The organism is Nitratireductor sp. J20-h4, assembly GCF_056780505.1.
The window spans coordinates 4,367,140-4,381,854 of record NZ_CM165557.1 but is presented as its reverse complement, the minus strand read 5'-3'; the positions used below and the strand labels follow the sequence as shown (position 1 = coordinate 4,381,854).

Annotated in this window: 11 protein-coding genes; 6 read left to right on the top strand and 5 right to left on the bottom strand. The window is 65.3% G+C overall.

What is annotated here, in order from left to right:
• Nucleotides 1-89 precede the first annotated feature (89 nt).
• Genes ACT2B0_RS21170 through ACT2B0_RS21160 form a run of 3 tightly spaced genes read right to left on the bottom strand, consistent with a single transcriptional unit; the run spans nt 90 to nt 3,593 of the window.
• On the bottom strand, nt 90-1,730 hold the full coding sequence (locus ACT2B0_RS21170) for an ABC transporter ATP-binding protein (RefSeq protein ID WP_473460218.1): 1,641 nt from the start codon (nt 1,728-1,730) through the stop codon (nt 90-92).
• Nucleotides 1,717-2,640, bottom strand: a complete 924-nt coding sequence (locus tag ACT2B0_RS21165; RefSeq protein ID WP_473460217.1) for an ABC transporter permease — start codon at nt 2,638-2,640, stop codon at nt 1,717-1,719. The genes ACT2B0_RS21170 and ACT2B0_RS21165 overlap by 14 nt, the downstream gene beginning before the upstream one ends.
• Nucleotides 2,637-3,593 (bottom strand): ABC transporter permease, encoded by a 957-nt coding sequence (locus ACT2B0_RS21160; RefSeq protein ID WP_106573060.1) that lies wholly within the window; start codon nt 3,591-3,593, stop codon nt 2,637-2,639. Before ACT2B0_RS21160 ends, ACT2B0_RS21165 begins: the two co-directional genes overlap by 4 nt.
• Nucleotides 3,594-3,814: 221 nt before the next feature.
• Between ACT2B0_RS21160 and ACT2B0_RS21155 the strand changes: the two genes are divergently transcribed.
• Both ACT2B0_RS21155 and ACT2B0_RS21150 read left to right on the top strand, forming a co-directional pair.
• The gene (locus ACT2B0_RS21155; RefSeq protein ID WP_473460216.1) at nt 3,815-5,380 is read left to right on the top strand and encodes an ABC transporter substrate-binding protein; all 1,566 of its coding nucleotides are present in this window, start codon (nt 3,815-3,817) and stop codon (nt 5,378-5,380) included.
• 197 nt (nt 5,381-5,577) lie between these two features.
• Complete coding sequence (locus ACT2B0_RS21150; RefSeq protein ID WP_473460215.1) at nt 5,578-6,804, top strand: M24 family metallopeptidase; 1,227 nt, start codon at nt 5,578-5,580, stop codon at nt 6,802-6,804.
• Nucleotides 6,805-6,858: 54 nt separating this feature from the next.
• On the opposite strand, the gene ACT2B0_RS21145 is transcribed toward ACT2B0_RS21150, so the two are convergent.
• Nucleotides 6,859-8,031, bottom strand: coding sequence for an aromatic ring-hydroxylating oxygenase subunit alpha (locus tag ACT2B0_RS21145; RefSeq protein WP_473460214.1), 1,173 nt, complete (start codon nt 8,029-8,031; stop codon nt 6,859-6,861).
• A gap of 69 nt (nt 8,032-8,100) precedes the next feature.
• On the opposite strand from ACT2B0_RS21145, the gene ACT2B0_RS21140 reads away from it, so the two are divergent.
• The 4 genes from ACT2B0_RS21140 (at nt 8,101) to ACT2B0_RS21125 (ending at nt 13,679) form a co-directional block, all read left to right on the top strand.
• Nucleotides 8,101-8,724: a cupin domain-containing protein gene (locus tag ACT2B0_RS21140; RefSeq protein ID WP_473460213.1), complete on the top strand. Its 624-nt coding sequence runs from the start codon at nt 8,101-8,103 to the stop codon at nt 8,722-8,724.
• Nucleotides 8,725-8,796: 72 nt separating this feature from the next.
• On the top strand, nt 8,797-11,208 hold the full coding sequence (locus tag ACT2B0_RS21135) for an FAD-dependent oxidoreductase (RefSeq protein ID WP_473460212.1): 2,412 nt from the start codon (nt 8,797-8,799) through the stop codon (nt 11,206-11,208).
• 89 nt (nt 11,209-11,297) lie between these two features.
• A complete protein-coding gene (locus ACT2B0_RS21130) occupies nt 11,298-12,401 on the top strand; it encodes a mandelate racemase/muconate lactonizing enzyme family protein (RefSeq protein WP_473460211.1) in 1,104 nt (367 codons plus the stop codon).
• 175 nt (nt 12,402-12,576) lie between these two features.
• Nucleotides 12,577-13,679 (top strand): IS3 family transposase gene (locus ACT2B0_RS21125; protein WP_473458804.1). Its coding sequence is split into 2 segments (ribosomal slippage): nt 12,577-12,838 and nt 12,838-13,679, totalling 1,104 coding nucleotides; the frame shifts between segments, so codons are not numbered across the junction.
• A 531-nt stretch (nt 13,680-14,210) separates the two neighbouring features.
• Here ACT2B0_RS21125 and ACT2B0_RS21120 read toward each other — a convergent pair.
• Nucleotides 14,211-14,714 carry a PIN domain-containing protein gene (locus tag ACT2B0_RS21120; RefSeq protein ID WP_473460210.1) on the bottom strand — a complete coding sequence of 168 codons (504 nt, stop codon included), beginning with the start codon at nt 14,712-14,714 and terminating at the stop codon, nt 14,211-14,213.
• Between the last annotated feature and the right edge of the window lies 1 nt (nt 14,715).

Genomic DNA, 14,715 nt, shown 5'->3' with positions numbered 1-14,715 from the left:
CGCCGTCGAAACGCCGCGCCCCCGAACGGTCTCACCCACCGACGTGGCGCATGAGCGGGCTGCCTGTCAACCGGGGGAGGTGCCGCGGCTTATGACTGTGCCGGCGCCATGCGCGTCTGGCGGATTGTGTCGAGCCAGTCCGGGTCCATTTGCGGGACCGAGGCCAGCAGCAATTCGGTATAGGCGTGATGGGGCGGCACGAAGATTTCCTCCTTCGGTCCCTGCTCCACCACTCGCCCCTGATGCATGACGACGACCTCGTCTGCGATCGCCCTGACGGTGGCGATGTCGTGGGTGATGAACAGATAGGACACCCGCAACTCCTCCTGCAGCCGCATCAACAGCTTGAGGATGCCGCGTGCGACGAGCTGGTCGAGGGCCGAGGTCACCTCGTCGCAGATGATCAGGTCCGGCTCGGCGGCGAGGGCGCGGGCGATGCACAGGCGCTGTTTCTGCCCGCCCGACAACTCGCCCGGATAGCGCTGCAGAAAGGCCTCGCCGAGCTCGATCTGGTCGAGCAGTTCGACCATCCGCTCCTTGCGCGCGGCGCCGGTCATGCCGTGGAAGAAGGTAAGCGGCCGCCCCAGAATCTCGTCCACCCGCTGGCGCGGGTTCAGCGAGGTGTCGGGGGTCTGGTGGACGAGCTGTATGCGCCGGCGCAGCACGCTGCTGCGCTCGCGCAGCGTCGGCTTCAACTCTTCGCCGTCGAAGCGGACCGTTCCCCCGGTGCAGGGCAACAGGCCCGTCACCACGCGCGCCAGCGTCGACTTGCCCGATCCCGATTCGCCGACGATCGCCACCGTGGTGCCTTCGGCCACCGACAGGCTGACATCGTGCAGCACCTTGGTCGCGCCATAGGCGGCGCTGACATCGCCGATCTCGAGGATCGCCCGGCCGACATGCGAGCCGGCCCGGCGCGCCGCGCCCGATGCCAACAGCTCGCGCGTATAGGCGGCGTTCGGGCGTTCGAGCACGCGCCGCGTCTCGCCCTCCTCGACCAGCTCGCCATAGCGCAACACCATGATGCGGTCGGCGAGCTGCGCCACCACCGCGAGATCGTGGGTGATATAGATCGCGGCGGTATTAAAGTCCCGCACGACGTCCTTGATGGCGGCGAGCACCTCGATCTGGGTGGTAACGTCGAGCGCCGTCGTCGGTTCGTCGAAGACGATCAGGTCGGGCCGGCAGGCCATCGCCATCGCCACCATGGCGCGCTGGAGCTGGCCGCCCGAAACCTGGTGCGGGAAACGGTCGCCGATCGTCTCGGGATCCGGCAGGCGCAGCTTGCGGTAGAGCGCGACAGCTTCCTGGCGCGCCGTCGCGGCATCGCAGGCGCCGTGCAGGGTCGCCACCTCGACGAACTGGTCGATGATGCGATGGGCCGGGTTGAACGACGCGGCCGCCGACTGCGCCACATAGGCGATGCGCACGCCGCGCAACCGGCGCAGCTCGTCTTCGGTCAGCACGTTGAGATCCGCGCCGTCGAACAGGCTGACGCCGCCGCTGATGCGACAACCCGGCCGCGCGTAGCCGAGCGCTGCCAGGCCGATCGTGGACTTGCCGGCGCCCGATTCCCCGATCAGGCCGAGCACCTCGCCGCGCTTCAGCGTGAGATCGATCCCCTTGACGATCTCCACCCAGCCGGCGTCGTTCTGGCCCTCGATGCGCAGCCCGCGCATTTCCAGCACCACGTCGTCCCGCGGGTCGGACATGTTTTCACGATTCATCATGCAGCCCGCTCGTTTCATGCAGGAACCAGTCGACGACGAAGTTGACGCCGACGGTCAGAAGCGCGATCGCCGCGGCCGGCAGAAGCGGCGTGATGTCGCCATAGGTGATCAGGATGGCGTTGTCGCGCACCATCGAGCCCCAGTCGGCCGTCGGCGGCTGGATGCCGATCCCCAGGAAGGACAGCGAGCTGATCAAGAGGAACACGAAGCAGAACCGCATGCCGAACTCGGCGATCAGCGGCGGCAGGATGTTGGGCAGGATCTCGCGGCGCACGATCCAGCCCAGCCCCTCGCCGCGCAGCCGCGCAACTTCGACGAAATCCATCACCACGACGTTCATGCCCGCCGCCCGCGCCAGCCGGAACACGCGCGTGGAATCGAGCACGGCGATGATGGCGATCAGCGTCGGCACCGAGGTGCCGAAGATGGTCAGAAGCAGCATCGCGAAAATCAATTGCGGGATCGCCATCAGCACGTCGACGGCGCGGGCGAGAAACTGATCGAGCCAGCGTCCGACGGTGGCCGCCAGCAGTCCGGCCCCGCCGCCGATGATGAAGGCCAGACAGGTGGTCACAAACGCGATGCCGACCGTGTTGCGCGCGCCGTAGATCAGCCGCGTGAAGGTGTCGCGTCCGAGATTGTCGGTCCCGAGCGGGAACGCGTTCGACCACGGGCTGAACTGCGCGCCCACGACCTCGCTTTCGCCATAGGGCGCGATCAGCGGCGCGAACACGGCCACGATCACGAAGACCGCGATCACGGCCAAACCGAACCAGGCGCTCCACGGCGCCGCGCCGAGGCTCTTGGCGAACGCGCCGGCTGCGGCGCGCAGGCCGCCGGCGGCCGGTTGACCGGCATTGCCGCTGTCCGGCGGCGACGCGGCCTCGTAGGGTCTGGAAGGATCGCTCATCGCGGATACAAAAGCCTCGGATTGGTCAGGATCGACAGGATGTCGGCGATCAGGTTGAGCATCACATAGGTGGCCGCGAAGATCAGGCTGCATGCCTGCACCACCGGCACGTCGCGGCGCTGGACCGAATCCACCATCAGCTGCCCGAGGCCGGGATAGACGAACACCACCTCCACGACGACGACGCCGACGATCAGATAGGCAAGGTCGACGGCCACGACGTTGATGATCGGCGCCAGCGCGTTGGGCAGGGCGTGGCGGACGATCAGGCTGTAGCGCGTCGCCCCCTTCAGCCGTGCCATCTCGATATAGGGGCTTGCCAGAACGCTGATGATCGCGGCACGGGTCATGCGCATCATGTGTGCGGCGACCACCAGCGTCAGCGTCAGCGCCGGCAGCGCGGCCAGGTGCAGCGCCTCGCCAAAACCGTTGCCCGGCCGCATCGTCGACAGGCTCGGGAACCAGCCGAGCTGCACCGACAGAAACATGATCAGGATATAGGCGACGAAGAACTCGGGGAACGACATCCAGGTCAGCGTCACCAGATTGGTGAGACGGTCGAACAGGCTGCCGCGATAGAGCGCCGTCAACAGGCCGAGCATCAGCGAGACCGGCACCGCGACGCAGGCCGCGACCGCGGCCAGAAAGACGGTGTTGCCCAGCCGCTCGCCCATCAGTTCGGATATGGCGCGCCCGTTGGCGAGCGAATTGCCGAGATCGCCGCTCAAAAGCCCCGAGAGCCAGTCGAGATAGCGCACGTGCAAAGGCAGATCGAGCCCGAGCTCGCGCCGGAACGCCGCCACCGTCTCCGGCAGGGCCGAGCGGCCGAGGATTTCGGTGGCCACGTCGCCCGGCAGCATCGACACGCCGAGAAAAATGATCAGCGAGACGATCCACAGCACGAACACACCCAAAGCCAGGCGCTTCAAGACCAGCGTCAGTATGTTCCCCATCGAGCTTCCGGTTGTCCGAATGATACAATCGTTTTTCTATAGACACGTTAATAAAACAATCGTACGCTCGTCAATGAACAAAACGCACACCAGCGCCAGTCCCCGAAAAAGGCCGCGAACGAGGAGCGGTCGGGGCCGGGCGCGCGGTGCCGGGAGAACGCGTCGCTGCCGACCGCCCCTGGCGGCGACGGCCCGCACGAGGGGCGAAAGGGAGAGTTCGAATGAATCGTGATCCGTCGAAATCGTGGAACCTGTCGCGGCGCGCCCTTCTGGGCGGCGGCGCGGCGGCCATTGCGTCGATTGGCCTTCCGGGCCTTGCCGGTCGCGCCGCGGCCGCGACGCCAAAGCGAGGCGGAATCCTGCGCGTGGGCTATTCGCAGGGCGGCACGAGCGACAGTCTCGATCCGATGACCTATTTCTCCGATCCGCAATACGCCTATGGCTGGATGTTCGGCAACAATCTGGTCGAGCTCGCGCCGGACAAGAGCCCGATGCCCGAACTGGCCGAAAGCTGGGAGGGCAGCAACGGCGCCAAGACCTGGACCTTCGTGCTGCGCAAGGACGTGGAGTTCACCAACGGCAAGAAGCTCACCGCAGCCGACGTGGTCTATTCGCTCAAGAGGCACATGACGGACGATTCGAAGTCCGCCGCCAAGGGCCTGCTGGAGGGGATTTCCGACGTGCGCGCCGACTGCGACCACGTGGTGGTGGTCGAGCACGCGACCGGCGATGCCGACGTTCCGGTCATCCTCGCCGATTTCCACTTGCAGATCATTCCCGAGGGCTTCAACGACTGGACGACCTTCATCGGCTCCGGGCCCTATATCCTGGAACGCTTCCAGCCCGGCGTGACCTTGTCGGCGCGCCGCAACCCGAACTACTGGAAGCCCGACCGCGCCTGGTTCGACGGCATCGAGTTCACCTTCATCAACGACGCCACCGCGCGCGCCAACGCGCTGACCACCGGCGCCGTCGACGCGGCAGACCGGATCGAGCCGAAGATCGTCAACCTGATCCAGCGCCAGCCCAATCTCAAGCTCGTCGAGACGATCGGCAGCACCTACGTGGCAAGCTGCATGGATGTGCGCGAAGGTCCGTTCGACGACAACGACGTGCGTCAGGCGGTCAAATACGCCATCGACCGCGAGGCGCTGGTCGCCAGCGCCTTCTCCGGCTTCGGCGAAGTCGGCAACGACCATCCGATCGCCAGCAACGATCCGTTCTTCAACAAAGACCTGGCCCAGCGCCAGTACGACCCCGAAAAGGCCAAATGGCATCTCAAGCAAGCCGGGCTGAGCTCGCTCGACCTGGAACTGAGCGCCGCCAATTCCGCCTTTGCGGGCGCGGTCGATTCGGCCGTGCTGATGCGCGAGCAGGCCCGCGCGGCCGGCATCAACCTCAACGTAAAGCGCGAACCCGACGACGGCTACTGGTCGAATGTGTGGATGAAGCGCCCCTATTTCATGACCTATTGGGGGGTACGCCCGACTCCGGGCATGATGTTCTCGCTCGCCTTCCAGTGCGAAGCGCCTTGGAACGAATCGCGCTGGTGCGGCGAGCGCTTCAACCAGCTCCTGAAGGCGGCGCAGACCGAACTCGACGCCGAGAAGCGGCGCGGGATGTACCAGGAAATGCAGGCGCTGAGCCACGACGAAGGCGGCAACTGCATCTTTGCCTTCCCGGCCGCGCTGGACGGCTACAGCGACCGGGTGGCCGGCGTCGAACCCGACTTGGTCCGCACCATGTTCGGCTCGCGCCTGGCCGAGCGTGCCTGGTTCGCCGACTAGCGCTCGATCCCGAAAACCGGGTGCCGGTTTTCGGGTCGGCACGCGCCATGCCGAGCGCTGGACCGCGAGGGCGTTTCGACCGAGCGCCATAGCGGTCGTGGACAGGTTTTTCCGGCCCGCTTCGGCGGCCGGCGTCTGAAAGCAGTTTTGGACGCCGGCCGCGTTTTTTCATCATCCAACGAAGTGGATAGCGTGTCATGGCTTACCCTGACGAACTCGTCGCGGCCGACCTGTGGAGCGATCTCAGGACCTATCGCGACATGCCCGACATCGACATGGAACGGCTCTATGCCTATCGCCTCGGGCGCCTGCGCGGCGCCCTGCGCGAGACCGGCGCGGCACTTTGCGTGCTGGTGAGCCCAATCAGCCTGCGTTACGCGGTCGACTATCGCACCTACGGGCTGTTCCAGTCGCATGTGCCGACCACCTATCTGTTCGTGCCGGTCGAGGGACCGTTGGTGATCCACGGCGTCTACGGCACGCCGCCGATGGTCGACGAAACGCGCCCGGCACGCCCGCTCAACTTCTTCGACGGCGGCCACGAGCTGAGCGAGGCGGCGCGGCTGTTCGCCGACGACGTGGTGCGCTATCTGGCCGAGATCGGCACCGACAACCGGCGCGTGGCGGTGGAATATGTCAACCCGAGCATCACCCAGGCCCTGCTGCAGCGCGGGCTCGAGGTGATCGACGGCGTCACCGTCTCGGAGGCGGCACGGATCATCAAGTCGGCTGACGAGATCGCCTGCATGCGCTGGGCGATCGGGGTGGCCGAACTGGGCATCGCCAAGATGAAGCAGGCGCTTCGTCCCGGCGTCACCGAACTGCAGCTCTGGGGCCTGCTCAACTACACCAATCTCGCCAATAACGGCGACTGGCACGACGGTCGCATGCTGGCGTCCGGACCGCGGATCAATCCCTGGCTGCAGGAGGCGACCCAGCGGCAGGTGGAGTCCGGCGACCTTGTCGGCTTCGACACCGACATGATCGGCCCGTTCGGTTATTTCGCCGACATCTCGCGCACCTTTCATTGCGGGCCGGCCAAACCGACCAGGAGGCAGAAGCAGCTCTACCGCCTCGCCGTCGACGAGATCGACCACAATCTCGCCCTGCTGCGCCCGGGCCTCACGCTCTTTGAGTTTCAACAGCAGGCGCTGGTGCTGCCGGAGGAGTATCACGCCAACGCCTATACCTGCCTGATCCACGGCGTCGGCATGGCGGACGAGTATCCGCGCGTCAATCCTGTGTTCGGCACGCCGTCGCATTATGACGGCACGCTGGAGGCCGGCATGGTGGTGTGCGTGGAAAGTTATGTCGGCGCGCTCGGCGAGCGCGACGGCATCAAGCTGGAACAGCAGGTGCTGCTGGTCGAAGGCGGTTACGAGCTGTTGTCGACCTACCCTCTCGAAGACTGTCTTTTGGACTGACCACGGCGCGGCCAGGCGGCCGCGACCGGCTGCCGCCGAGCTCTTTCCAGGTTGTTATGGCGCCATGACTTTCTCGACGATGCGGCGGCCGAACTGATGGGTCGGCCCTTCCCAGTGCGGCGAAAGCCGACCGCCGTCATAAGCGGGCGACCGCCGTCCCTGCTGCAGCAGCTCGAGCACGCCGATGTCCTCGCGGTTGAGATCGCCCCACATCTTCATCAGCGCCGTGCGCGGTTCTCGGAAGGTTTCCGCCGTCGCCGCCTCCCCGACGAGAAACACGTGCAGTTCCTCGCGCGTCAGGTCGGGCGCGACCGGATAGGAGACCAGCAGGGTGAATTGGTCGGGATAGACCTCGGCGGCGAAGTGGGGAAAACACAGGAACCACAGGCCCCGCTGCGCGTCCGCCGGCGGCAGGCCGGGATAATGCGGCAGCCCGTCCCCGCGCCCTTCCTCAACCTGCGGAAAGACGTAGTCGTTGTAGAAGACATGGTCCTGCCACTCGCCCGACCAGCGGATGTTCATCGGCGCGAACTTGATCAGGCGCGGATGCACGGCAAAGACGTGATACCCCTCCATGTAGTTCTCGTAGACCAGCTTCCAGTTGGCCCGCACCTCGAATTCCAGCTTCCCGGCCCAGCGGATCGCCGAGAAATCGTAGGAGCCGGTGCGCCGCAGCAGCGGCGCCAGCCAGTCGGCGAGCGGCTGCGCGTCGCCCGACACGTTGACGAAGATGCAGCCGTTCCACACCTCGGTACGCACCGCCACCAGATCGAGCTTGTCGCCGCCGCCATTGTCGAACCGATCGACCTGGTCGGGTCCGAGAAAATGCGGCCGGGCGCGCAGCTTGCCGTCGAGCCCGTAATTCCACGCATGGTAGGGACAGGTCAGGGTGGACTTGCGACACGGCTCGGTGACCAGCCGGGCGCCACGGTGCCGGCAGACATTGTGGAAGGCGCGCACGATACCGTCCCGGCCGCGCACCACCACCAGCGGCGCGCCGCCGATCTCGATCGGTTTCATCGCGCCGGGTTCGGCCAGCTCGGCCTCCGCGCCGGCAAACACCCAGGAGCGGCGAAACACACGCTCCTGTTCCAGGGCGAGCCATTCCTCCGACCAGTAGGCCGCGTTCGGCAGGCCCGACGCCTCCTCGATCGGCGCGAAGGCCTGCGCAAGCCCCTCCTCTCCCAACAGGGTTCTGACCCTGGCCGTCACTTCGGAATGCTGCATGACATTCGCCTCGTTTCAAAAATAACAGCCATATTGACATCATATGAAAATTATGATGTCAATATTTTCATGATAAGCAAAAAACAAACATCAAAAAGGCAAAAAACGCCTGCCGAGCACCTCGGCGGCGAGCTTAGGAGCCTGCGCAAGGCGCACGGGCTCAGCCTGAAGCAGCTCGCGGAGAAAAGCGGCAAGTCGCTGAGCTTTCTCAGCAAGATCGAGCGCGGCCTGGCGCGGCCGTCGATCACCGCGCTGCAGGACATCGCCGAGGTTTTGGGCGTGCCTATCGGCTGGTTCTTCGAAGCCGAGGGACCGGTGGCGGCAAATGAGCGCCCCTATGTCGTGCGCGCCGGCCGCCGCCGGCGCCTGACCTATTCGGGCGTCGCGTCGACGGACTATATGGGCTTTCAGGATCACCTTTTGTCGGCCAATCTCGACGGCGAGCTGGCGATGGGCATGTCGCGCTACGAACCCGGTGGGTCCACCGGCGACGATCTTTACGCCCATCAGGGCGAAGAGGCGGGCCTGGTGCTGGAGGGCGAGATCGAACTCACCCTCGGCGACGAAGTTTTTGTGCTGCGCCCCGGCGACAGTTTTTCCTTCCCCTCGAAGATTCCGCACCGCTATCGAAATCCCGGCCAGGTGACCGCGGTCGTGGTGTGGGCCAACACGCCGATCTCGCTCAGGCGCTAGGACCGCCGCTCCCAAGAACGGTCCAAGTCCCCGCCGCCCGGAGCTCCCCTCGCAAAAGATGGAACAGGACGAATGCGCAAACATGCCCGCGTTGTGGTTATCGGCGGCGGAAACATGGGCACGGGTGTGCTCTATCATCTGGCCCGCGAAGGCTGGACGGACTGCCTGCTGCTGGAAAAGGCGGAACTGACCTCGGGTGCGACCTGGCACGCGGCCGGGCTGGTGAGCCGCATGGTCGCCGGCCATGCGCTCGGCTCCATCCACGATTACGCGGTCGATTTCTACAAGTCGATCGAGGCCGAGACCGAGCAGTCGGTGAGCTGGCACGGATGCGGCTCGCTGCGCGTGGCGACCTCGCCGGACCATCTCGACTGGATCCGGCACATACGCGACACGGTCGTGGCGCGCGGCCAGGTGGCCGAGATCGTCTCGCCGGACGAGGTCGCGCGCCTCAATCCCCTGTACGACACCAAGGCGGCGGGCGTGTTGGCCGGGCTCTACACGCCCGACGACGGCCATGTCGACCCCGCCGGCACCTGCTTCGCGATGGCCAAGGGCGCCCGCATGATGGGCGCCGAGATCGTGCGCCGCTGCCGCGTCACCGGCGTCGCGCGCCTGGCCTCGGGCGAATGGGAGGTTCTGACCGACCAGGGCCACCGCATCGTGTGCGAGCATGTGGTCAACGCCGGCGGCTACCACGCCAGGCAGATCGGTGCCTTCTCGGGCCTCGACCTGCCGATCACCACCATGCAGCATCATTACGCGGTGACCGACGACGTGCCCGCGTTCGCCGCCATGGGCCACGAGATTCCGGTCACCCGCGACGACTATTTCTGCGGCTATATCCGGCGCGAGCAGAAATCGGCGCTGATCGGCCTCTACGACAAGCAGGCGCCGCAGACCGCCTGGCTGGACGGCTGTCCCTGGGATTCCGAAAACGAGCTCTTCGAGCCCAATCTCGACGGCATCCTGCCCTGGCTCGAGCGCTGTTTCGAGCGCTGTCCGTCCCTGTCCGATATCGGCATCAAGCGCATCGTCAACGGCGGCATCACCTACACGCCCGACGGCGCCATGTTGCTCGGCCCCGCCCCCGGCCTCGCCAATTACTGGCTCGCCTGCGGCGCGACCGTCGGCATCGCCTGGGGGCCGGGCGCCGGCCGCGCCCTGGCGCAGTGGATCGTGCACGGCAGCGCCGAGATTTCCTCCCGCGCCTTCGATCCGCGCCGCTTCGGCGCCTGGAGCGACGCCGGCTATGCCCGCCGGCGCGCAACCGAGGACTACACGCTGCGCCAGGCCATGCCGTTCCCGCAGATCCAGCGCCGGGAGGGGCGCGACATCCGCCTGTCGGGCGCCCACGCACATACGAACGCACTGGGCGCCGTCTACGAGGAGGCCGGCGGCTGGGAGCGGCCGCGCCTCTACGCGCCCCGGGAACCGGCCGGCTGGCGCCGCACCGCCGCCTTCGACACGGTCAACAAGGAAGCGCTGGCGGTGCGCGAAGGCGTCGCGCTCGGCGATTTTTCGGCCTTCGCCAAGTTCGAGCTGACCGGCCCCGAGGCCGAAGCGTTCCTGAACCGGATCTGCGCCAACCGGATGCCGAAGACCGTCGGCGGCACCTGCCTGACGGCGATCCTTAACCGGCGCGGCACTTTCGAGGGCGAGGCGACCGTCGCCCGACTCGGGCCGGAGCGCTTCTGGTTCGTGACCGGTGCCCCCTCCGAACGGCGGGTCTGGGACTGGCTGACCGTCCACCAGCGCGGCAACGAGGCGGTGACCATCGTCAACCGGTCCGACGAGATCGGCATCCTCACGCTCGCCGGCCCGCGGGCACGCGACGTTCTGGCCCGCGTGAGCGGCGCCGACCTGTCCAACGCCGCCTTCCCCTGGCTGCGCGCGCGCGAGATCGACGTCGCCGGGATTCCCGTCATCGCGCTTCGGCTGTCCTTCGCCGGCGAACTGGCCTGGGAACTGCACGCGCCGAACGACGCGCTCGGCCGGTTGTGGAGCGCCCTGTGGGCGGCGGGCGAGACCTTCGCCATCGCCCCCTTCGGGGCCAAGGCCCTGGATCTGCTGCGTCTCGAAAAGGCCTATCGCGGCGGCCACGAACTCGCCAATGACGTCTCGCCGGTGGAGGTCGACATGATGCGGCTGGTGAAGCTCGACAAGCCGTTCGTCGGCCGCGGAGCGCTGATGGAGCGCATGGACAAGACGGACGGCGCACGCATCGCCTATCTCGAGATCGACACCGGCGACGCCGACGTCCTCGGCGGCGAGGCGGTGTTCTGCGGCGCGGCGCGGGTCGGCGCGGTGAGCTCGGGCGGCTACGGACCAAGCGTCGGCCGCAGCCTGGCGCTTGCCTTCGTCGCGGCCGACATGGCGACGCCGGGCACGGCTTTGACCGTCTCGCTGCTCGGCGAACTGCGCGCCGCCACCGTGCTTGCGCAGCCCGCCTACGATCCCGGCAATCTGCGTTTGAAGGCATAGCGCCGGCCACGGACGGCGCGGCAACGGCGACCGCCCCCAAACCCGCGCCCTCGGATAGTCCCCCTGTCTTTTGGAAAAGGCACAACACCATGAAGATCACGCGCATCCGCGTCTATCGCAAGGACCTCACCTATGTCGGCGGTATCTACCGCTGGGGACGCGGCAACGCGATCACCGTCGCCGCGTCGACCGTCGTCGTCGTCGACACCGATGCCGGCCTGTCGGGCGCCGGCGAGTTCTGCCCCTGCGGCGACAATTATATGGAAGCCTTCGGCCACGGCACGGAAGCCGCCGCGCGGCTGCTCGCGCCGGCGCTGCTCGGTCAGGATCCGCGCCAACTATCCGTGATCGAGCGCCTCATGGACAACACCATTCGCGGCCACGGCTACGCCAAGGCGCCGTTCGACGCGGCGTGCTGGGACATCCTCGGCAAGGCGACCGGCCAGCCGGTGTGGATGCTGCTCGGCGGCCGGCATACCGACGGCGCGCCGCTCTACAAGGTCGCTCCCCAGAACGCGCCCGATCAGATGGTGGCCGAGATGAATGCGCTGCGCGAAACCGGCTACCGCCAGTTCCAGGTCAAGGTCGGCGCCGACTGGGTCGAGGATATCGAGCGCATCCGCGCCACGGTGCCGAACCTGCTGCCGGGCGAAAAGGCCTTCGCCGACGCCAACCAGGGCTGGCGCGTCGACGAGGCGATCCGCGTGGCGCGCGCCACGCGCGATCTCGACTACACGATGGAGCAACCCTGCCAGACCTACGAGGAGTGTCTGCAGGTGCGCCGCCGCATCGACCTGCCGATGAAGCTCGACGAGTGCGTCACCACGATCGACATGGTCCAGCGGGTCATTCGCGACCGCGCAGCCGAGGTGGTGTGCCTGAAGATCTCCAAGCAGGGCGGCCTGTCGAAGGCGCGGCGCATGCGCGACCTGCTGATCGACAACCGTATCCCCGTGGTCGCCGAGGACAGCTGGGGCGGCGAGATCACCACCGCCGCGCTCGCTCACTTCGCCGCCTCGACGCCGCAGGAATTCCTGATCAACACCACCGACCTGCACAATTACAACAACAACCGCACAGGCACGCCACTGCCGCCCACGCGGAACGGCAGGCTATACGCGCCCGACGCGCCGGGCCTGGGCGTGGAACCGGATTTCGACAGCCTCGGCGAACCGGTCGCCGTCTATGGCTAGGACGACACTGTGCACGTGTTGCGAAGAAGAGCTCCACTGCTGGGCGACGATCAGGTATATCTAACACAGTGGCGAGAACATGTCGGTGCTCGACTGCTCTGATCCCCACAAACTGGATCGCTTTTGGTTAGATTTTTCCGCTTAGTTTTCCCTGGCTGGAATGGAGCGGAGAGCGATGAAGGCATCGAAGTTTTCGGACGCGCAGAAGGCGTTCATTCTGAAGCAGGGCGATGACGGCGTGCCCGTGGCAGAGATCTGCCGCAAGGCCGGGATCAGCCAGGCGACCTATTTCAACTGGAAGAAGAAGTATGCTGGACTGTTGCCAGATGAGATGCGCCGGCTGAAGGCCCTTGAGGACGAGAACGGTCGGCTGAAGAAGATCGTCGCTGACCTGACGCTTGATCGCGAGATGCTGCAGGACGTCATTCGCCGAAAGCTCTGAGGCCTGCCCGGAAGCGCAAGCTGGTCGACGGGATGCTGGTGGACTGGGGGATATCGATCAGACGGGCCTGCAAGGCACTGAAGTTCGAGACCTCCACCTACCACTACAAGTCCCGTCGCACCGGTCAGGCCGCGCTCGAACGAAGGATCAAGGAAATTTGCGAGACGCGGGTTCGCTACGGCTACCGGCGTGTCCACGTGCTGTTGCGTCGTGAGGGATGGACGATCAACATGAAGAAGACCCGTAGGATTTACAATGAGTTGGGACTACAGCTCAGGAACAAGCACCCCAAGCGACGGGTGAAGGCCAAGCTCAGGGAGGATCGCCAGGAGGCCATCGGACCGAACGATGTGTGGGCCATGGATTTTGTCCATGACCAGATCGCGACCGGCAAGAAGCTCCGTGTCCTGACCATTGTCGACACTCATTCCCGCTATTGCCCAGCGGTCGATCCGCGCTTCTCCTATCGCGGCGAGGATGTCGTCCAGACGCTCGAGCGAGTATGTGGCCGTATCGGCTATCCGAAGACGATCAGGGTCGATAATGGCAGCGAGTTCATCTCCCGGGACCTCGATCTGTGGGCCTATGCGAACGATGTCACCCTCGACTTCTCACGGCCGGGCAAGCCTACGGACAACGGCTTCATCGAAGCCTTTAACAGCAAGCTGCGGGCCGAGTGTTTGAACGCACACTGGTTCCTGAGTCTTGCGGATGCCCGCGAAAAGTTGGAGGATTGGCGTAGATACTACAATGAGGTTCGGCCTCACTCGGCGATCGGATACAACGTCCCGATCGCATTACAAAATCCCGGTGGCGAAGCCAGCCCGTCACCGTGAAGAAAGCCGGAAAACTCCAGCCACCGGCGCTCCAAAGTTCGGTCTCAGAGCAAAAGCCGGAAAACTCCAGCCACCGGCGCTCCAAAGTTCGGTCTCAGAGCAAAAGCCGGAAAACTCCAGCCACCGGCGCTCCAAAGTTCGGTCTCAGAGCAGAATGCCGATGATCTGTTCTTCCGAAAACCTGGATCGCTTCATTGCCTGTCTCCTTCATTGAGGAACAGGCTAACCCAAAATCGGGAACATCCCAGGGGAGCACGTCAGGAGCACGTCAGTCACCGTGGACAAGGGCGTAGCCGCCATGGCGGCCTCTATCGGAATGCTGTGGCCAGGAGATTATCGTCAATCCCAAGTCGGGTTTGGGGGATGTGGCCGCAGAGGTCGGCAGCCAGGTCATTTCGGCGGACGCAGCGCCGATGCCGAACGAGGTGATGCTTCGCGCGATGGCGGAGCTTTGGCGGCTGAGCCCGCCTGGGCCTGATAATATCTCCGCCGCACTCGCGTTCGAACGGTTGCGTGACGCCTGCCATGAAATCAGACTACGAGAAGGCGCACGTCCGGATCGGCATCCGGAATTCGTTTCATGCGTGCGTCTGCGGTGACGAAGACCAAGTCCCGCTCCTTTGCTTGCGCGCACATCCAGAGGTCATTTTCGTCAATGGCAAGCTTTTGGTCTGTGGCTCTATCGACCCACTCCTGGATATATTTTGGCCGGTCTTTACGCAGCGCTTTTACCAAATATTTATGGGCAACTTTCGACTTCACCTCGGCATAAACCGACGCAGTATGGTGCGTGATGTCGAGAACCGCATACGCCCTCGCCTGAACGAGCATGGCGTCCAGCGTCGTCAGATTTCCTTTTCCAAGCAGCGCTGCCAGGTTTGTTCCGAAGCCAAGCTCCGCCAAGGCGACCGCAGAGACGAACCGAGGACTGTCTGTCGGTAGCGCGGCCAATGACTGGCTTTTGGCAACGTGATGCAGATGGTTCGGATCAAGATAAATGGACAAGACCGTTGTGTCGAGGAGATATGCGTCCATC